The sequence below is a fragment of the Rhodococcus sp. 21391 genome (genome assembly GCF_016772255.1).
Taxonomy (GTDB): Bacteria; Actinomycetota; Actinomycetes; order Mycobacteriales; family Mycobacteriaceae; genus Rhodococcus_F; species Rhodococcus_F opacus.
The window spans coordinates 1,595,352-1,614,342 of sequence record NZ_CP063781.1 but is presented as its reverse complement, the minus strand read 5'-3'; the positions used below and the strand labels follow the sequence as shown (position 1 = coordinate 1,614,342).

Below are 18,991 nucleotides of genomic sequence, written 5' to 3'. Positions count from 1 at the left end.
GAGCCGCCCGTGTTCACTTTCCTCGCTCCCCAGGAGTATCGATGACCATCGACTACGGCACCGGCGTCTCCGGTCGAAACGGTGACGGCAAAGGCCGCTCCTCCGTCGATCCCAACGCTGATCCCACCAACGCGAAGAAGGCCGCGAAGGCCGCCTTCTTCGGCAGCCTGCTCGAGTACTACGACTTCTACATCTTCGCCTCGGCTGCTGCGCTGGTCTTCCCGCACGTGTTCTTCGAGGGATCGAAGAATCCGCTGCTGCTGTCGCTGGCCACCTTCGGCATCTCCTACATCGCGCGTCCGATCGGCGCCGTGTTCGTCGGACACTTCGGCGACCGGGCCGGACGCAAGAAGGTGATGATGTTCTGCCTGGTTCTCATGGGCGTCGTCACGTTCCTGATCGGCTGTCTGCCGTCGTCCGAGCAGGCCGGAATGGTCGGCCCGGTGCTGCTGGTGCTCCTGCGCATCTGCCAGGGCGTCTCCGCGGCCGGCGAACAGTCGGGTGCGGGCTCACTCACCCTCGAGCACTCCCCCGCCCACCGTCGCGGCTTCTTCTGCAGCTGGACGCTCACCGGTACCCAGGCCGGCTTCATCGTCGCGAGCCTCGCGTTCATCCCCGTCGCGGCGCTGCCCGACGAGACCCTCTACAGCTGGGGCTGGCGCGTCCCGTTCTGGTGCAGCCTCCTCGTCCTCGTCGTCGCCTACATCGTGCGTCGCAAGCTCGAAGAGCCCGAGATCTTCATCGCCAACAAGGAAGCACTGGACGAGACGCCCGCCCCGCTGCCCGTCGTCGACCTCTTCCGCACGCACTGGCGTGACGTTCTCCGTGTGGTCTTCTGCGCGTTCATCGCCGTCGTCAGCACCGTGTTCTCCGTGTTCGGCCTCGCCTACGCCACCACCCCCGAGATCGGGATGAGCCGCACGACCATGCTGTGGGTCGCGATCGCCGCCAACGCGGTGGCCCTCGTCTCGCAGCCGCTGCTCGGCATGCTGTCCGACCGGATCGGCCGCAAGCCGGTGTTCATCGGTGGCGCGATCGGTTCGGCCGCCGGAATCTTCCTGTACTTCGCCGCGATCGGCACCGGCAACGTGGCGATGATCTTCCTCGCCGGCATCCTGCTGATGGGTGGCGTCTACGCCGGGACCAACGCCATCTGGCCGGCGTTCTACGCCGAGATGTTCTCGTCGCGGGTTCGCTACTCCGGTATGGCGATCGGCACGCAGCTCGGTTTCGCTCTCGCCGGATTCGCTCCGACCATCGCCCAGGCATTGCGCGGCGCCGACCCGAAGAACTGGGTGCCGGTGGCGATCTTCACCGCCGTCTGCGCGCTCATCGCCGCGGCTTCTGCCTCCACCGCCAAGGAGAACTCCCGCACTCCGCTGATCGACCTCGACAAGGAGGATGTCGCGCTCACGAAGGCGAAAGCGAACGCGAAGGTCTGATCCACTCGAAACGAACGATGCGCCCGGCACGTGTGCCGGGCGCATCGTCGTGTCGGTGCCTAACGCCGCAGTTCGTGGGTGAGTGCTTCGAGTTCGTCGCCGCCGGCCATCTGCTGGGTGAGTTCTTCGAGGCTGATCTCGTCGAACGTGCAGTCCAGTTTCTGGCGGCCGCGGTTGAGGAGGACGAAGTGGTCGCCGACCATGTAGGCGTGGTGCGGGTTGTGGGTGATGAACACGACTCCGAAGCCCTGTTCCTTGGCGGCGGAGATGTAGCGCAGCACCATCCCGGACTGCTTGACGCCGAGGGCGGCGGTGGGCTCGTCGAGGATCAGGACGCGGGCGCCGAAGAAGATCGCCCGGGCGATCGCGACGCACTGGCGTTGGCCGCCGGACAGCGAGCCGATGGGGGCGTCGACGTCGGGCAACTCGATGCCCATCTTCGACAACTCGGACATCGTGGTGGCACGCATCCCGTTCGCGTCGAGGGACCTCAGCGGTCCCTTCCGCAGTTCCTGGCCGAGGAAGAAGTTGCGCCACACCGGCATCAGCGACACCACCGCCAGGTCCTGGTAGACCGTGGCGATGCCCTTGGAGAGCGCTTCCTTCGGTGAGCCGAAGGTGATGGCCTCGCCGTCGACGAGCAACTCACCCTCACTCTGCTGGTGCAGGCCGGCGATGATCTTGATCAGGGTGGATTTGCCGGCTCCGTTGTCGCCGAGGACACCGGTGACCTCCCCGGCCCGCACCCGCAGGTTGATGTCCTGCAGGGCGATGATGTTGCCGTACCGCTTGCCGACGTGTTTGAGCTCGATCAGCGGGATCTTGTCGCCACCACCGGGTTCGGTATCGACGGGCATCTGTTCGATGGTACTCATGCGGTCACCTCTTGGCGGCGTAGTTGCGGAAGGCATTGTTGGCGATGACCGCGAACAGCAGCATCGCGCCGAGGAAGAACTTGAACCAGTCCGGGTTCCAGCCGGCGTAGACGATGCCCTGGTTCGTCATGCCGAAGATGAACGCGCCGATCGCGGCGCCGATCGCGGTGCCGTACCCGCCGGTGAGCAGGCAGCCGCCGATGACCGCGGCGATGATGTAGAGGAACTCGTTGCCGATACCCTGCCCGGACTGGACGGTGTTGAACGAGAACAGCAGGTGCATCCCGACGAACCAGGCGGCGAACCCGACGGTCATGAACAACCCGATCTTGACCTTGGTGACCGGGACGCCGATCGCGCGGGCTGAGTCCTGGTTGCCGCCGACGGCGAAGATCCAGTTCCCGATCCGGGTCTTGAACAGCACCCAGGTGGCGATCGCGGTGAACAGCAGCCACCACACCACGGTGATCCGCACCGACACCCCGCCGATCTCGAACGAGGACGCGAACACCTTCTTCGCCGAGTCGAAACCCTGCATGTCGGACACGCTGGGGGTGGCGACCTGGCCGGTGACGAGTTTGGTGACCGCCAGGTTGATGCCGGTGAGCATCAAGAACGAGCTCAGCGTGATCAGGAAGCTGGGGATCTTCGTCTTCATCACCAGGTACCCGTTGAAGAACCCGACCGCCAGCGAGACGACCAGGGCGAGGGCGGCGCCGGCCCACAGGTTCAGGTGCAGGTTGTAGGCGATCATCGACGCCGCGAGGGAGCTGGTGGTGACGGCGACGCCGGCGGAGAGGTCGAATTCCCCGCCGATCATCAGCAGTGCGACCGCGCACGCCATGATCCCGATCGTCGACGAGGCGTAGAGCACCGTGGCCAACGCTTCGGGGCTGCGGAACGGGGGTGCGACGACCATGAAGAAGACGAAGATGGCAATCGCGCCGAACAGGGAACCGATCTCGGGGCGGACCAGCAGACGCTGAAGGCGTTTTAGTTCTTTCACCCGCTCGTCGTGGACGACCTTGTGACTGGCAAGGTCCAGATCTTGCTGTGTGGACATGATTTCCTCTCCGCGCCGGTGGATCTCAGCGTTGTGCAGTGCCGGCCGGCCGTGCGGCCGGGTCGATGGTGACGGTGATGGTGTGTGCATGAGATGGACCCACCGGGGTCCGGATCGTGTTCCCTGACATGTGATCGGCCGCCGATCAGCGGGTGCCGGCCTTGGCGTACTCGGCGACCTTGTCGATGTTGGACTTGTCGATGAACGACGGCCCGGTCAGTGTGGGCCCGCCGCCGCCGATGACGTTGCCGTTGTTCAGGTATAGCCACAGCGAATCGATGGCCAGGTAGCCCTGGAGGTACGGCTGCTGGTCGATGGCCCACTGCACGCTGCCGTCGGAGATGGCGTCGACGAGTGCCGCGTTGGTGTCGAACGTGTAGACCTTGGCCGGACTGCCCGCGTTACCGACCGATTGCACGGCGGTCAGGGCGATCGGGGCGCCGAGCGCGAGCACACCGTCGATGGACGGGTCCTGCTGGAGCTTGGCGGCGATCGTCGAGTTCACCGACGGCATGTCCTCCCCGTTCACGTTGAGTGTCTCGAACGTGCCGCGGAAGGTCTGCTTGGCGCCGGCGCAACGGGATTCGAGCTGAATCTGGCCCTGCTGCTGGATGACGCAGATGACGTGCTTGGCGCCGTCCTCGTTGAGCCGGTTCCCCGCGGCCTGGCCGGCGATGGTCTCGTCCTGCCCGAAGTACTGGGTCGCCCCCATGTCCTTCCAGGCTCCGTATCCGGCGTTGAACGCGGAGATCGGGATGCCTGCCTCCTGCGCGCTCTTGACGGCGGGAGCCATCGCCTCGGGGGTGGCGAGGGTGAGCGCGAGTCCGTCGACCCTGGAATCGATTGCCGTCTGCACGAGGTTGGCCTGGTTGGGGGCCTGCGGATCGGCGGAGTACTTCAGTTCCACGTTGTCCTTGTCGGCGGCGTCCTGCGCGCCCGTGCGGATCAGGTCCCAGAACGTGTCGCCCGGTGCCGCGTGCGTGACCATTGCGATCGTGATGCGCGGGGTGTCGGCGGTGCCCGCGCCGATCCCGGACCCGCTGCTGTCCGGCTTGCCTCCGGTGCTCGAGCACGCCGCGAGGCTCATCACCAGGGCACTCGCGCAGGCCAAGACCGCCACGCGACGCCGGTTGGGGAAGTTCATCTACTTTTCCTCTCGGGGGGACGAACGGCCCGGTGACGTCTCGGCCGTGTGCCTTAGATGTAATACGCGCCACACCCGAAAGTCAATAGTTTGTCTGGACATTAGGACCACATATCAAAGGCGGACATGGGTGTTCCGCAGTCGGCCCGGAAATCGAGCAGAGGGATGGACGGATACAGGCGCACTCAGCGCGTGACCGCTGCCCCCGCGTCGCGCGGCAGACGCAGCGTGTCGACCACCGTGCACAACATCAGCAGCCCCAAAAGGACGAAGGTCCAGGAATATTCGGACCCGAACCCGTGCTCGGACGACGTCGCCAACGGCGTGAACGCGGTGAGGGCGAGCGCTGCGACCGCGATCCCGAGACCGGCCGCCAGTTCCTGCACGGCGGCGTTGAGGGTGTTCGCGTGCGTGAGGTCGGCACGATCGACGTCGGAGAACGCGAGACTGTTGTACGCGGTGAATCCGACCGAACGCAGGGCTCCGCTCACGAACAGGACCCCCGCGATGACCGGCATCGGGGTCGACGAGCTCAGGGCGGCGAGCAACCCGAAGCAGCCGACGGACAACAGGGCATTGACCAGCAGGATCGGCCTGATCCCGAAGCGCCGCATCAGCGGCGTCGTACAGGGTTTGACGGCAATGTTGCCGGCGAACAGCGCCGCGACGAGCAGACCCGCGAGGAACGGGGTCCAGCCGAAGCCGAGTTGGAACTGCAGCGGCAGCAGGAACGGCACCGCGGTGACGATCAGGCGGTAGAGCGAACCCCCGGTGACGGTGGTGCGCAGCGTCCGGACGCGCAGCACGCGGAAGTCGACGAGCGGGTGGGGTGTGCGGGCGAGATGGCGCACCGAGGCCGCCAGCAGAACGACCGCGACCACTCCCCCGATCGTGACCCGCCGCCAGTCCGTGCCCGTCACGCGGATGCTCTCCAGCGCGATCAGGGCTGCCGCGATCCCTGTTCCGACCCCGAGGAGGCCCCGCCAGTCCAGCCTGCTCGTCGACCGCGAGCCCGCCCCGTGAACCAGCTTCAGGGACAGCAGGATTCCGAGAATGCCGATGGGAATGTTGATGACGAAGATCCATCGCCACGAGCCGACGGTGGCGATCGCACCGCCGAGCAGGGGCGCGATGACGGGCGCCGCCAGCGCGGGCCACGTGAGCAGGGCTATCGCGCGGACGAGGTCGCTCTTCGTGCTCGACCGCAGCACCGCGAGCCGCCCGACCGGCACCATCATCGCGCCGCCGACTCCTTGCAGCACCCGCATCGCGACGAGCATCGGCAGTGACACACTCGCCGCGCACCCGATGGACGCCAGCGTGAACACGGCGATGGCGGCCACGAACACCCGGCGCGTCCCGAACCGGTCGGCCACCCACCCGCTCGCGGGAATGAGGACGGCGACCGTCACAAGGTAGGCGGAGATCGCGATGTTGACGTCGACTGCGTCGACACCGAAGGACTCGGCGATCAGCGGGACGGCGGGCGCGATGATGGTGGCGTCAAGAATTTCCATGAACAGGGCACCTGCCACCAGCAGGGCCATTCCGCGGGGGAACGACGTCGCGCGCGCGGTTCTAGCGATCGACAACGGTCGTGTCGAAGTAGTACCGCGACGCGCGGTAGCAGTGACTGCCGAACTCGACGGCGCTTCCCGAGTCGTCGAACGCGGTCCGGTTCATCGTCAGCAGCGGCGCCCCGGTCTTCTCGTCGAGCAGCGACGCCTCCGCCTTGCTCGCCGCTTTCGCGCCGATGCGCTGCCGTGCGAGCCGGATGTGCACGCCGCGGGCCCGGAGTGCGTGGTAGAGGCCGTGCGCCTCCAGTTCCTCGGGATCCGGCGCGAGGTCCACCGGGATGTGGTTGGTCATCAGCGCCAGCGGTTCGCCGTTGGTGCTGCGGAGGCGCCGGATGGACGCGACCTCGGCGTCGGGCTGCAGGTTGAGTTCGGCGGCGACGTCTTCGGCCGGCACGGCCACCTGGTAGTCGAGGAGTTTGGTGGTCGGGCTCTGCCCCGCCCGCGCGAGGTCGTCGAAGAGGCTGGTGAGTTCGACCGGCCGGTGCACCGCGCTCTGCACCACCTGGGTGCCGACCCCGCGTTTGCGGACGAGCAGCCCCTTGTCGACGAGCTCCTGGATGGCGCGGCGCGTGGTGGGGCGCGACAGGTTCAGCCGCTTGGCGAGCGCCAGTTCGTTCTCGAAGCGGTCACCGGGGGCGAGTTCCCCGCCGATGATCGCGTTCTCGATCGTCTGCGCGAGCTGGAAATACAGCGGAACCGGGCTCGACCTGTCGAGCTCGACTGCGAGTGGTGCACCCACGGACAACTCCGATCCTCGTGCGCGGGGCGACGTCGCCGTCGCCGATCTTTCCGGCAGTGTATGCGAACACTAACACCAGATTGACTTCAAGTAATAATGTCAGGACAAAGTCTTGACAGGAGTCGGTGAGGTGGAGCACAGTTTCAATCAGACCTCGGCGCCCTGCGCAGACCACCCACAACGACCTATTCGGGAGTCAGCCTTGACCACCATCCAGACGCACACCAACCGGAACGGATTGGACGTCCTCGCCATCGGGCGCTGCGGTGTGGACATCTACCCATTGCAGACCGGAGTCGGACTCGAACACGTCGAGACGTTCGGCAAGTTCCTCGGCGGAAGCGCGGCCAACGTCACCGTCGCCGCCGCCCGCCTCGGCTGCCGCAGCGCGCTCATCTCGGGCGTCGGCAACGATCCGTTCGGGCGCTTCGTCCGCACGGCACTCACCGACCTCGGCGTCGACAACCGTTACGTCGGCATCGACACCGACCACCCGACACCCGTCACGTTCTGCGAGATCTTCCCGCCGGACGACTTTCCGCTGTACTTCTACCGCAAACCCGTCGCCCCGGACCTGCAGGTGACGCCGGCGGACATCGACGTCGACGCGGTCCGCGACGCGAAGCTGTACTGGTCGACGGTCACCGGACTGTCCGAAGAGCCCAGCCGCAGTGCGCATTTCGCGGCCTGGGAAGCCCGCGGACGCCGCACCCACACCGTCCTCGATCTCGACTACCGCCCGATGTTCTGGTCCTCCCCCGCCGAGGCCACCGCTCAGGTGCAGCGCGCCCTCCAGCACGTCACCGTCGCGGTCGGCAACCGTGAGGAGTGCGAGATCGCGGTCGGCGAGACAAATGCGCACAAGGCCGCGGACGCGCTGCTCGATCTCGGCGTCGAACTGGCCATCGTCAAGCAGGGCCCCAAGGGTGTCCTCGGGAAGACACGCACCCAGAGCATCACGATGCCCCCGAACGACGTCCAGGTGGTCAACGGGCTCGGTGCCGGCGACAGCTTCGGCGGCACGCTGTGCCACGGCCTGCTCGCGGGGTGGCCGCTCGAGAAGATCCTGCGCTACGCCAACGCCGCGGGGGCGATCGTCGCCTCCCGCCTCGAATGCTCCACCGCGATGCCGACGGCCGACGAGGTCCGGGCGCTCGCCGATTCCACCACTTCGGAGGCTGTCAATGTCTGAAACTCTCGCTCACCGCGCAGTCTGCACGTCCTACGCCGACGTCACCGACGTACGCGCGAACGACCCGGGCGCCATAAACCGCGCCTGGGCGACCCGGATCACCCGGCCCACGATGCGCGGTAACGGCCGGCTCATGATCGTCGCCGCCGACCACCCCGCCCGCGGTGCACTCTCGGTCGGCGACCGTCCCACCGCGATGAACAGTCGCACCGACCTCCTCGACCGCCTCCGCACCGCCCTGCGCAACCCCGGCGTGGACGGCGTGCTCGCCACCGCCGACATCCTCGACGACCTGGTGCTGCTCGGCGCACTCGACGACAAGGTGGTCATCTCGTCGATGAACCGCGGCGGCCTGGCCGGCGCCAGTTTCGAACTCGACGACCGGATGACCGGCTACACCGCGGCCGGCACCGCGAAGGCCGGCATGAACGGCGGAAAGATGCTGTGCCGCATCGATCTCGATGATCCCGGCACTCTCTCCACCCTCACTGCGTGTGCCGAGGCGGTCGATGCGCTGGCCGAGGCCGGACTGATGGCCATGGTGGAACCGTTCCTGTCGCGACGGGTCGACGGCAAGGTCAAGAACGATCTCAGCGCCGACGCCGTGATCAAGTCGATCCACATCAGCCAGGGCCTGGGCTCCACGTCCGCGTACACCTGGATGAAGCTTCCGGTGGTCGACGAGATGGAACGCGTCATGGACGCGACGACGCTTCCGACGCTGCTGCTCGGCGGAGACCCGCAGACAGCCCCCGAGGAAACGTTCGCGAGCTGGGCCAAGGCCCTCGCGCTGCCGTCGGTCCGCGGCCTGATCGTCGGACGCACCCTGCTGTACCCGCGGGACGAGGACGTCGCCGCCGCGGTCGACACCGCCGTATCCCTCGTTCACTGACGCACACCGGAGAGGCCCACGATGAACAGCAAGTACTACGTGCCGGTCGGTTCCGCGGCCACCGGGCCGTTCGACCTCGAGGTCACCCCCGAATCGGCGGGCTGGACCGAATCGAGTCTGCGGGTGCTCACCCTGGCCCCCGGTGGCTCGGCCGAACTCGCGTCCGGTGACGACGAAATCATCGTCGTGCCACTGGCCGGGTCCGCGGCGGTGTCGAGCGAGGGCACCGAGTTCGCCCTCACCGGGCGGCGATCCGTGTTCGACGGACCGAGCGACTTCGCCTACGTGGGCCGGGATTCGGCCTACACGGTGACGAGCGCGACCGGTGGACGATTCGCCCTGTGCGGGGCCCGCGCGCGGCAGAAGTTCCCGTTCCGGTACGTCCCGGCAGCCGACATCTCCGTCGAACTGCGCGGCGCGGGCAACTGCAGCCGCCAGGTGCACAACTTCGGCACCGCCGATCGCTTCGAGGCCGATTCGATCATCGCGTGCGAGGTCGTCACTCCCGGTGGCAACTGGTCGTCGTACCCGAGCCACAAGCACGACGAGAACAGCGACGTCGAGTCGCAGCTCGAGGAGATCTACTACTTCGAAATCGCCGAAGCCAATTCCACCGCAGTAGATTTCGGCGAAACCGGATTCGGCTACCATCGCGTGTACGGCACTCCCGAGCGGCCCATCGAGGTGCTCGAGGAGGTGCGCTCCGGTGATGTGGTGCTCGTGCCGCACGGCTATCACGGACCGTCGATCGCCGCCCCCGGACATCACATGTACTACCTGAACGTCATGGCCGGGCCCGGCCAAGACCGCGCCTGGAACATCTGCGACGACCCGGCCCACACCTGGCTGCGCGGCAGCTGGGAACACCAGACCATCGATCCCCGCCTCCCCCTCCACGCACCGTCCGAAGGAGCATGACCGTGGTGTCCACCGCGCCGATGTCGGCGAGCAAGAACCCCAACGCCGAGGGCACCGTCCACCTCACGGTGGCTCAGGCGACCATCCGATTCCTCGCCAACCAGTACGTCGAGCGGGACGGCGAACGCACCAAGTTCTTCGCCGGCTGCTTCGGCATCTTCGGCCACGGCAACGTCGCAGGACTCGGTCAGGCACTGCTACAGGCCGAGATCGACGCGGTCGAAGCCGGGACCGAATCCGAACTGCCGTACGTCCTCGGGCGTAACGAGCAGGCGATGGTGCACAGCGCGGTCGCGTACGCACGCCAGAAGGATCGCCTGCAGACGTGGGCGGTGTCGGCCAGCGTCGGCCCCGGCTCGACCAACATGCTGACCGGCGCGGCGCTCGCCACCATCAACCGGCTGCCCGTCCTGCTCCTGCCCGCCGACACGTTCGCCACCCGCGCGAGCGCACCGGTGCTGCAGGAACTCGAACTGCCGTCGAGCGGTGACGTCACCGTCAACGACGCGTTCAAACCGCTGTCGCGGTACTTCGACCGCGTGTGGCGGCCGGAGCAGTTACCTTCGGCGCTGCTCGGCGCGATGCGCGTGCTGACCGACCCCGTCGAGACGGGTGCGGCCACCGTCGCCATTCCGCAGGACGTGCAGGCCGAGGCGTTCGACTGGCCGGAGTCGCTGTTCGCGGAGCGCACGTGGCACCTGGCCCGGCCGCTCCCCGAGAAGTCGGTGATCGAGCGGGCCGCGGACGTGATCCGGACGGCGAAGAAGCCGCTGATCGTCGCGGGCGGTGGCCTGATCTACTCGGGCGCCACCGAGACACTGGCCTCGTTCGCAGAGGCGACCGGAATTCCGGTCGGTCAGAGTCAGGCCGGCAAGGGTTCACTGCCCTACGACCACCCGCAGTCGGTCGGCGCGATCGGCTCGACCGGCACCACGGCGGCCAACGCGCTCGCCACCGAGGCCGATGTGATCATCGGCATCGGCACCCGTTACAGCGACTTCACCACGGCGTCGCGGACCGCGTTCAACAACCCCGACGTGCGGTTCGTCAACATCAACGTCGCGTCGATCGACTCGGTGAAGCAGGGCGGCGTCAGCGTCGTCGCAGACGCCCGCGAGGCGCTCGAGGCACTCGCCGTGGCGCTGCGCGACTACCAGGTTTCCGGCGAGTACCGCTCGCGTACAACCGAACTCGCGGACCACTGGGAGTCCACGGTCGACGCGGTCTACAAGATCGACGACGACTCGCTCGGCTTGAACCAGAACCAGGTCATCGGTCTCGCCAACACGCTGTCGGATCCGCGGGACGTCGTCGTGTGCGCCGCCGGCTCCATGCCCGGCGACCTGCACAAGCTGTGGCGTACCCGCGACCCCAAGGGCTACCACGTCGAGTACGGCTTCTCGTGCATGGGCTACGAGATTGCCGGCGGCATCGGCGCCAAGATGGCCTGCCCCGACCGCGACGTGTTCATCATGGTCGGCGACGGCTCGTACCTGATGATGGCCACCGAACTCGTCACGGCCGTGCAGGAGAACGTGAAGGTCATCGTGGTCCTCGTGCAGAATCACGGGTTCGCGTCCATCGGGTCGCTGTCGGAGTCGCTGGGCTCTCAGCGGTTCGGCACCGACTACCGCTACCGCGGCGACTCCGGCCGGCTCGACGGCGACATCCTGCCCGTCGATCTGGCGGCCAACGCCGCCAGCCTCGGCGCCGACGTGATCCGCGCGAACACGGCCTCCGAGTTCGCCGACGCCGTCAAGCTGGCGAAGGCCAGTGACAACACCACCGTCATCCACGTCGAGACGGACCCCCGCATCGCGGCCCCGGACAGCGAATCCTGGTGGGACGTGCCGGTCAGCGCGACCAGCACGCTCGACTCCACCCGGGCCGCCTACGAGACGTACGCGCAGTGGAAGAAGATCCAGCGTCCGTTCCTCCGCCCGTCCGGCAACTGACCCCTCCGACACACTTTCTCGAAAGGAATTCCCGATGAGCGTCATTCGCGTCGGATCCGCCCCCGACTCCTGGGGCGTCTGGTTCCCCGAAGACCCCCAGCAGACCCCGTACGGTCGGTTCCTCGACGAGGTCTCCGCATCCGGTTACGAGTGGATCGAGCTGGGGCCGTACGGCTACCTGCCCACCGACCCGCAGCAACTCCGTGACGAACTCGCGGCCCACAATCTGAAGCTGTCGGCCGGCACCGTGTTCGAGCACCTGCATCAGGATGACTCCTGGGATGCCGTGTGGACCCAGATCGAGGACGTCGCGAAGCTGACCGCGGCCGCCGGCGGCAAGCATGTGGTCGTGATCCCGGAGATGTGGCGCGACCCGAGCAGCGGCGAGGTGCTCGAGGACCGCAATCTCACTGCAGAGCAGTGGAAGAAGAAGACCGGCGGCATGAACGAGCTGGGCAAGAAGATGTTCGAGCAGTACGGCGTGAAGGCGCAGTACCACCCGCACGCGGACAGCCACGTCGACACCGAGGAGAATGTGTACCGCTTCCTCGACGGCACCGACAGCGAGTACGTGAACCTGTGCCTCGACACCGGCCACATCAGCTACTGCGGCGGCGACAACCTCGCGATCATCGAGCGCGCCCCCGAGCGGATCGGCTACCTGCACCTCAAGCAGGTCGATCCCGAGGTCCGCGCCAAGGTCGAGGCCGAGGACCTGCCTTTCGGCGAGGCCGTCAAGCTCGGCGCGATGATCGAGCCGCCGCTCGGCATCCCCGACCTGCCGCCGCTGCTCGCCGCGATCGAGAAGCTCGACATCGACGTGTTCGCGATCGTCGAGCAGGATCTCTACCCCTGCGCCGTGGACGTTCCGCTGCCGATCGCCCAGCGCACCCGTAAGTACCTGGGTTCCTGCGGGATCCCGTCCGTCAAGTTCGTCTAACCGATCCCGTCAGGAGCTAGTCAGCTATGTCCGGAAGCAACGACCTGCGCATCGCCGTCCTGGGTGTCGGAATGATGGGCGCCGACCACGTCGCACGCATCACCGAGCGCATCAAGGGCGCCACGGTCGCCGTCGTCAACGATTACTTCATCGAGAAGGCCGAGCAGATCGCGGCCGGGATCCCCGGCTGCCGGGTGATCAGCGACCCGCTCGACGCGATCGCCGACCCGGGTGTCGACGCCGTCGTCCTGGCCACCCCAGGCCCGACCCACGAGAAGCAGCTCCTCGCCTGCCTCGAGCACGGCAAGCCGGTGATGTGCGAGAAGCCGCTGACCACCGACGTCGCCACGTCCCTCGAGATCGTGAAGCGCGAAGCCGAGCTCGGTAAGAAACTGATCCAGGTCGGCTTCATGCGACGTTTCGACCACGAGTACGAGCAGCTGAAGTCGCTCATCGACGACGGCACGTTCGGGCAGGTGCTCCTCGCCCATTGCGTGCACCGCAACCCCGCCGTGCCGCCGAGCTTCGACAGCTCGATGATCGTCAAGGACTCCCTGGTCCACGAGGTGGACGTCACCCGATTCCTGTTCGACGAGGAGATCACCTCTGTCCACATCCTCCGGCCCGCCGCGAACCCCGGTGCGCCCAAGGGACTTCAGGATCCCCAGATCGCGTTCTTCACCACCGAATCCGGTCGCCACGTCGACGTCGAGGTCTTCGTGACCACCGGCATCGCCTACGAGGTGCGCACCGAGATCGTCGCCGAGAAGGGTTCGGCGTTCATCGGGCTCGATGTCGGACTCGTCCGCAAGTACGGCACCGGCGCGGGCAACGGCCGCTCGGGCGCCGGAGCGTGGGGCGGGGAGATCACCCCCTCGTTCAAGGAACGCTTCGGCCAGGCCTACGACGTCGAGATCCAGCGCTGGGTGAACGCCGCCCGCACGGCTGCGGAGACCGGCAACTACGTCGACGGACCCGGTGCGTGGGACGGCTACGCCGCCGCCGCCGTGTGTGCCGCCGGCGTGCAGTCACTCGAGACCGGCGAGCGCGTGGCCGTCGACATGGTCGACCGTTCCTCCATTCCGGGAGCCTGATCACGATGAAGATTGCACTCGATCCCACCCCGTTCCACCACGACTACTCGCTGCTCGAACTGCCGGCCGTGGTTGCGGAACTCGGCTTCGAACACCTGCAGCTCACCCCGCATCGCGACATGATCCCGTTCTTCAACCACCCGAAGGCCGACGACGAACTGGTCCGGCAGTTCCGCAAGTCCTGCAGCGACGCGGGCGTCGGAATCGCCTCCGTGTTGCCGGTCCTGCGGTGGTCCGGCCCGGACGAGGACGCCCGCGAGGCGGCGGTGCGGTACTGGAAGCGCGCCATTCAGATCACCGTCGACCTCGGTGTGAACGTGATGAACACCGAGTTCAGCGGCCGCCCGGAGAAGGCCGAGGAATCGGAGCGCGCCTTCTACCGGTCGATGGAGGAACTCGTCCCCATCATCGAACGTGAAGGCATCGACGTTCGCATCGACCCGCACCCCGACGATTTCGTGGAGAACGGTCTGGACGCCATCCGGATGATCCGCGGCATCAACTCGAAGAACTTCGGACTGGTGTACGTCGCGTGCCACTCGTACCACATGGGCGCCGGCATGCTCGAGATCATGCGCGCGGCCGGCGACATGCTGCGGCTCGTCCACGTCGCGGACACGATGGATCACCACCGCTCCCACGGACTGCGGTACATCACCAACCCGCCCGGCAACCCGGTGCGTGTGCACCAGCACCTCAAGATCGGTGACGGCGACCTCGACTGGGACGAATTCTTCGGCGGGCTCGGCGAACTCGGCTTCTACGACAAACCCGACACCGTGATGGTGTCCAGCGTTTTCGCCGAAGACGAGAACGCTCACGACGTCTCCCGCTACCAACTGAAGACCATGAAGGATTACATCGCGCGCACGCGGTGAAAGGACAACACATGAGCACCAACATCACTCGCGAAATCGCACACTGGTCCGACGGCAAGGGTTTCGCCGGTACCAGCGGCAACACCGCACCGGTCACCAACCCGGCGACCGGTGCCGTCACCGGTCAGGTCGCCCTCGCCAGCGTCGAGGACGCCCGCGCCGTGATCGACGACGCCGCCGCCGCGTTCCCCGCCTGGCGCGACACCTCCCTCGCCAAACGCACCCAGGTGATCTTCAACTTCCGGGAACTGCTCAACGCCCGCAAGGGCGAGTTGGCCGAGATCATCACCGCCGAGCACGGCAAGGTCGTCTCCGACGCCCTCGGCGAGGTCTCCCGCGGCCAGGAAGTCGTCGAATTCGCCTGCGGCATCGCGCACCTACTCAAGGGCGGCATGACCGAAAACGCCTCCACCAACATCGACGTCACCTCCCTCCGCCAGCCCGTCGGCCCGGTCGCGATCATCTCCCCGTTCAACTTCCCCGCCATGGTCCCGATGTGGTTCTTCCCCATCGCCATCGCCGCCGGCAACACCGTCGTCCTCAAACCGTCCGAGAAGGACCCCACCGCCGCGATCTGGATGGCCGAACTCTGGGCCGAAGCCGGCCTGCCCGCCGGGGTGTTCAACGTCCTGCAGGGCGACAAGACCGCCGTCGACGAACTGCTCACCCACCCCGCCATCAAGGCCATCAGCTTCGTCGGATCCACCCCCATCGCCCAGTACGTCTACGCCACCGGCACCGCCCACGGCAAACGCGTCCAAGCCCTCGGTGGGGCGAAGAACCACGCCATCGTCCTGCCCGACGCCGACCTCGACCTCGCCGCCGACGCCATGGTCAACGCCGGCTTCGGCTCCGCCGGCGAACGCTGCATGGCCATCTCCGCCCTGGTCGCGGTCGGCGACATCGCCGACGAACTCGTCGCCAAGATCAAGGACCGCACCGACACATTGAAGATCGGCGACGGCACCCTCGATTCCGACATGGGACCGCTGGTGACGAAGGTGCACCGCGACAAGGTCGCCTCCTACATCGACGCCGGCGAAAACGACGGGGCCACGATCGTCGTCGACGGCCGACAGGTGCAGGCAAATGGCGGCACGGACGGGTTCTGGCTCGGCCCAACCCTCATCGACCACGTCACCACCGACATGAGCGTGTACACCGACGAAATCTTCGGACCCGTCCTCTCCGTGATCCGGGTCGAGACCTACGACGAGGCCCTGGAACTGGTGAACTCGAGCCCGTTCGGCAACGGCACCGCCATCTTCACCAACGACGGCGGCGCCGCCCGACGGTTCCAGAACGAGGTCGAGGTCGGCATGGTCGGCATCAACGTCCCCATCCCCGTCCCCATGGCGTACTACTCCTTCGGCGGCTGGAAGAACTCCCTCTTCGGCGACACCCACGCCCACGGCACCGAAGGCGTGCACTTCTTCACCCGCGGCAAGGTCGTCACCACCCGCTGGCTCGACCCCAGCCACGGCGGACTCAACCTCGGCTTCCCCCAGAACGCATAGGTCCTGGTTCTCCGCGCCGGACCGTCCGCGGTCCGGCGCGGAGTCCGTTCGATCGAAAGGAACTTCATGAGCGACACCTCTCTCGCCCGCCGTCATCGGGTCGTGGTCATCGGATCGGGATTCGGCGGCCTCTTCGCCACCAAGGCCCTGAAACGGACGGACGTCGATGTCACTCTGATCGATCGGACGACGCACCACCTGTTCCAGCCGTTGCTGTACCAGGTGGCGACGGGAATCCTGTCCGAGGGTGAGATCGCGCCCGCGACCCGGCTCGTCCTCGAGGACCAGCAGAACGCGTCCGTCCTGATCGGCGGAGTCGAGAAGATCGACGTCGCCGATCGGACCGTCACCTCCACACATCGCGGCCGCACCACCGTCACCGAGTACGACAGCCTCGTCGTCTCGGCGGGCGCCCGCCAATCCTATTTCGGCAACGACCATTTCGCCGAGCACGCACCCGGAATGAAAACGATCGACGACGCCCTCGAGCTGCGCGGCCGCATCCTCGGCGCCTTCGAAAGCGCCGAGGTGAGCACCGATCCCGCCGAGCGGGCGCGACTCCTGACGTTCGTCGTGGTCGGCGCCGGGCCCACCGGAGTCGAGATGGCCGGCGAGATCGCCCAGCTCGCACACCGCACTCTCGCCGGCGCCTACCGCACCATCGATCCCCGTGACGCGCGGATCATCCTGCTCGACGCGGCGCCCACGGTGCTCCCGTCCTTCGACGACAAACTGCGTCGAGCTGCCGCCGACACGCTGGAGGATCTCGGCGTCGAGATCCAGCTCGGCGCGATGGTGACCGACGTCGACGACGACGGACTCACCGTCCGCGACCAGGACGGGGAGCGGCGGATCGAGGCCGCCTGCAAGATCTGGTCCGCCGGCGTCGCAGCCAGCCCGCTGGGCCGGCAACTGGCCGAACAGACCGGCGCCGACACCGACCGCGCGGGCCGTGTCCTCGTCGAACCCGACCTCACCCTCCCCGGCCACAGCAACGTCTTCGTCGTCGGGGACATGATGAACCGCGACGGCCTTCCCGGCGTCGCCCAGGTCGCGATCCAGGGCGGCCGCTACGCCGCGCAGCTGATCGCCGCGGAGGTGCGCGCCCACCGGAAAGGTCGCGACAAGCCCGAACGCGCCCCGTTCCGATACACGGACAAGGGCAGCATGGCCATGATCTCCCGCTTCCACGCGGTCGCGAAGGTCGGCCGCCTCCAACTGACCGGGCTGCTCGCCTGGCTGCTCTGGCTCCTGATCCACCTGGTCTACATCGTCGGCTTCAAGAGCCGACTCGCGACCGCCATCTCCTGGACCTGGTCGTTCCTGGGCAGGACCCGGGGACACCTGGCGGTCACGGAGCAACAGGTGGTCGCGAGGACAGCCATCAACCGGCTCGACGCCTGGGAAGATTCCCGGGCGGTACCCGAGGCGGCGACGGCCTCGGCACGGTGAGTACCGTCGCCTCCGTGCCTGCTTCCGCTCTCGCCGTCGGCATCGACGTCGGTGGTACCAGTATCCGTGCCTGTGTGGTCGACGACACCGGCGAGGTACTCGACTCCGTCCAGGCACCCACACCGCAGTCGGCGAAAGCCCTCGAGGACGCGCTCGACCGTGCCGTCCGCGAGCTCGCGTCCCGTCATCGGATCGCCGCCGTCGGTCTCGCCGTGGCCGGATTCATCAGCTCCGACCTCACCACGGTGCGATTCGCCCCGCACCTGCCGTGGAAGAACGTGCCGGTCGCGAACGATCTGAGTGACCGGCTCGGACTGCCGGTAGTCCTCGAACACGACGCGAACGCGGCGGCGTGGGCGGAGCACCGGTTCGGTGCCGCCGCCGGTGGTCGCAATGTCGTGATGGTCGCGATCGGCACCGGCATCGGTGCGGCTCTGCTCATCCACGGCACGCTCTACCGGGGCAGTTACGGCGTCGCCCCCGAGCTGGGTCACCTCCAGGTGGTGCCGGGCGGCAGACCGTGCGCGTGCGGTAAACGGGGGTGCTGGGAACGGTATTGCAGCGGAACAGCTCTCGTCGACACGGCCATCGAGCTCCTCGCCGCCGACCCGGCGACTTCCACGCTGCTCGCACGCGAGGTCGCGAGCGACCCGGGATCGCTCACCGGCCGCCGCATCGCGAGCGCCGCGCGGGACGGCGACCCGCTCGCCGTGCGCACCATGGAGGAGTTCGCACGGTGGCTGGGCGTCGGACTCGCCATCGTCGGTGACGTCTACGACCCCGATCTCGTCGTCGTCTCCGGTGGTGTCAGCGGTTCGGCTCCGCTGTTCCTCGACCACGCGCGAGACGTCTACGCCTCTCTCGCAACCGGTTCCGGGCACCGTCCCCTCGCCCGTATCCGGGAAACCCAACTCGGCGAATCGGCCCAGCGGATCGGGGCCGCGACGATGGCCAGGGACGCACTACTGAACGGAGCTCCGCTCCCCGTGCGTGGTTGAGGGGTCTCTGGGCTCGTCGGGCACTCACGGGCGCGGTCGAGGATTCGGGCCGTGAGCGATCGGGAAAGCATCGAACTGCGTGCGTGCCTCGGTGAGGAAGCGTTGCCGGTCCTCGCTGCCATCCGGAAAAGCGCGGTGCAGGCGACGATCTCACCTCACCCACAATCGGTGCAGACCTCCCCGCGCCCTCCGACTGCTCATCGAGCGCTCCACGACCAGCAGGACGCGAAATTGTTACACGACCTGCTCGGGAGGCGGGCCACACACCACCACCCACCGGCACCACCACCCGAAGGCGGCGGCGCCGGTGCCTGA

At 67.3% G+C, this 18,991-nt stretch carries 17 protein-coding genes; 12 read left to right on the top strand and 5 right to left on the bottom strand.

The window, feature by feature from the left end; genetic code table 11:
- Positions 1 to 41 precede the first annotated feature (41 nt).
- Complete coding sequence (locus tag GO592_RS07590; RefSeq protein WP_005562847.1) at positions 42 to 1,442, top strand: MFS transporter; 1,401 nt, start codon at positions 42 to 44, stop codon at positions 1,440 to 1,442.
- 59 nt (positions 1,443 to 1,501) lie between these two features.
- Here the strand turns inward: GO592_RS07590 and GO592_RS07585 are convergent, their stop codons facing one another.
- From GO592_RS07585 to GO592_RS07565, 5 genes are all read right to left on the bottom strand, one after another.
- Positions 1,502 to 2,317: an ATP-binding cassette domain-containing protein gene (locus GO592_RS07585; RefSeq protein WP_005261327.1), complete on the bottom strand. Its 816-nt coding sequence runs from the start codon at positions 2,315 to 2,317 to the stop codon at positions 1,502 to 1,504.
- Positions 2,318 to 2,321: 4 nt separating this feature from the next.
- Positions 2,322 to 3,380: an ABC transporter permease gene (locus GO592_RS07580; protein WP_007299443.1), complete on the bottom strand. Its 1,059-nt coding sequence runs from the start codon at positions 3,378 to 3,380 to the stop codon at positions 2,322 to 2,324.
- A 145-nt stretch (positions 3,381 to 3,525) separates the two neighbouring features.
- A complete protein-coding gene (locus tag GO592_RS07575; protein WP_007299442.1) occupies positions 3,526 to 4,524 on the bottom strand; it encodes a substrate-binding domain-containing protein in 999 nt (332 codons plus the stop codon).
- A gap of 185 nt (positions 4,525 to 4,709) precedes the next feature.
- Positions 4,710 to 6,071: an MFS transporter gene (locus tag GO592_RS07570; protein WP_007299441.1), complete on the bottom strand. Its 1,362-nt coding sequence runs from the start codon at positions 6,069 to 6,071 to the stop codon at positions 4,710 to 4,712.
- Between the two features lie 31 nt (positions 6,072 to 6,102).
- Positions 6,103 to 6,840: a GntR family transcriptional regulator gene (locus tag GO592_RS07565; RefSeq protein WP_007299440.1), complete on the bottom strand. Its 738-nt coding sequence runs from the start codon at positions 6,838 to 6,840 to the stop codon at positions 6,103 to 6,105.
- 202 nt (positions 6,841 to 7,042) lie between these two features.
- On the opposite strand from GO592_RS07565, the gene iolC reads away from it, so the two are divergent.
- From iolC to GO592_RS07510, 11 genes are all read left to right on the top strand, one after another.
- Positions 7,043 to 8,032 (top strand): 5-dehydro-2-deoxygluconokinase, encoded by a 990-nt coding sequence (iolC, locus tag GO592_RS07560; protein ID WP_007299439.1) that lies wholly within the window; start codon positions 7,043 to 7,045, stop codon positions 8,030 to 8,032.
- The gene (locus GO592_RS07555; RefSeq protein ID WP_007299438.1) at positions 8,025 to 8,924 is read left to right on the top strand and encodes a Cgl0159 family (beta/alpha)8-fold protein; all 900 of its coding nucleotides are present in this window, start codon (positions 8,025 to 8,027) and stop codon (positions 8,922 to 8,924) included. Before iolC ends, GO592_RS07555 begins: the two co-directional genes overlap by 8 nt.
- Positions 8,925 to 8,945: 21 nt before the next feature.
- Complete coding sequence (gene iolB, locus GO592_RS07550; RefSeq protein ID WP_007299437.1) at positions 8,946 to 9,842, top strand: 5-deoxy-glucuronate isomerase; 897 nt, start codon at positions 8,946 to 8,948, stop codon at positions 9,840 to 9,842.
- A complete protein-coding gene (gene iolD / locus GO592_RS07545; RefSeq protein WP_082324993.1) occupies positions 9,839 to 11,797 on the top strand; it encodes a 3D-(3,5/4)-trihydroxycyclohexane-1,2-dione acylhydrolase (decyclizing) in 1,959 nt (652 codons plus the stop codon). The genes iolB and iolD overlap by 4 nt, the downstream gene beginning before the upstream one ends.
- A gap of 34 nt (positions 11,798 to 11,831) precedes the next feature.
- Positions 11,832 to 12,737: a sugar phosphate isomerase/epimerase family protein gene (locus tag GO592_RS07540; protein WP_005261336.1), complete on the top strand. Its 906-nt coding sequence runs from the start codon at positions 11,832 to 11,834 to the stop codon at positions 12,735 to 12,737.
- Positions 12,738 to 12,763: 26 nt separating this feature from the next.
- Positions 12,764 to 13,831, top strand: coding sequence for a Gfo/Idh/MocA family protein (locus tag GO592_RS07535; RefSeq protein WP_007299435.1), 1,068 nt, complete (start codon positions 12,764 to 12,766; stop codon positions 13,829 to 13,831).
- Positions 13,832 to 13,836: 5 nt separating this feature from the next.
- Positions 13,837 to 14,709: a sugar phosphate isomerase/epimerase family protein gene (locus GO592_RS07530; RefSeq protein ID WP_005261338.1), complete on the top strand. Its 873-nt coding sequence runs from the start codon at positions 13,837 to 13,839 to the stop codon at positions 14,707 to 14,709.
- Between the two features lie 11 nt (positions 14,710 to 14,720).
- On the top strand, positions 14,721 to 16,226 hold the full coding sequence (locus GO592_RS07525) for a CoA-acylating methylmalonate-semialdehyde dehydrogenase (RefSeq protein WP_202715104.1): 1,506 nt from the start codon (positions 14,721 to 14,723) through the stop codon (positions 16,224 to 16,226).
- 66 nt (positions 16,227 to 16,292) lie between these two features.
- Positions 16,293 to 17,678, top strand: coding sequence for an NAD(P)/FAD-dependent oxidoreductase (locus tag GO592_RS07520; protein ID WP_007296625.1), 1,386 nt, complete (start codon positions 16,293 to 16,295; stop codon positions 17,676 to 17,678).
- Positions 17,675 to 18,676 carry an ROK family protein gene (locus GO592_RS07515; RefSeq protein ID WP_007296624.1) on the top strand — a complete coding sequence of 334 codons (1,002 nt, stop codon included), beginning with the start codon at positions 17,675 to 17,677 and terminating at the stop codon, positions 18,674 to 18,676. Before GO592_RS07520 ends, GO592_RS07515 begins: the two co-directional genes overlap by 4 nt.
- 51 nt (positions 18,677 to 18,727) lie before the next feature.
- On the top strand, positions 18,728 to 18,991 hold the full coding sequence (locus GO592_RS07510) for a hypothetical protein (protein WP_202715103.1): 264 nt from the start codon (positions 18,728 to 18,730) through the stop codon (positions 18,989 to 18,991).

Bases quoted from the DNA above. Each gene is read 5' to 3' on its own strand.
- GO592_RS07540 (WP_005261336.1), top strand. From the start codon at position 11,832: ATGAGCGTCATTCGCGTCGGATCCGCCCCCGACTCCTGGGGCGTCTGG.
- GO592_RS07580 (WP_007299443.1), bottom strand. From the start codon at position 3,380: ATGTCCACACAGCAAGATCTGGACCTTGCCAGTCACAAGGTCGTCCAC.
- GO592_RS07555 (WP_007299438.1), top strand. From the start codon at position 8,025: ATGTCTGAAACTCTCGCTCACCGCGCAGTCTGCACGTCCTACGCCGAC.
- GO592_RS07590 (WP_005562847.1), top strand. From the start codon at position 42: ATGACCATCGACTACGGCACCGGCGTCTCCGGTCGAAACGGTGACGGC.
- GO592_RS07520 (WP_007296625.1), top strand. From the start codon at position 16,293: ATGAGCGACACCTCTCTCGCCCGCCGTCATCGGGTCGTGGTCATCGGA.
- GO592_RS07575 (WP_007299442.1), bottom strand. From the start codon at position 4,524: ATGAACTTCCCCAACCGGCGTCGCGTGGCGGTCTTGGCCTGCGCGAGT.
- GO592_RS07585 (WP_005261327.1), bottom strand. From the start codon at position 2,317: ATGAGTACCATCGAACAGATGCCCGTCGATACCGAACCCGGTGGTGGC.
- GO592_RS07530 (WP_005261338.1), top strand. From the start codon at position 13,837: ATGAAGATTGCACTCGATCCCACCCCGTTCCACCACGACTACTCGCTG.
- iolB (WP_007299437.1), top strand. From the start codon at position 8,946: ATGAACAGCAAGTACTACGTGCCGGTCGGTTCCGCGGCCACCGGGCCG.
- iolD (WP_082324993.1), top strand. From the start codon at position 9,839: ATGACCGTGGTGTCCACCGCGCCGATGTCGGCGAGCAAGAACCCCAAC.
- GO592_RS07535 (WP_007299435.1), top strand. From the start codon at position 12,764: ATGTCCGGAAGCAACGACCTGCGCATCGCCGTCCTGGGTGTCGGAATG.
- GO592_RS07525 (WP_202715104.1), top strand. From the start codon at position 14,721: ATGAGCACCAACATCACTCGCGAAATCGCACACTGGTCCGACGGCAAG.
- GO592_RS07570 (WP_007299441.1), bottom strand. From the start codon at position 6,071: ATGGCCCTGCTGGTGGCAGGTGCCCTGTTCATGGAAATTCTTGACGCC.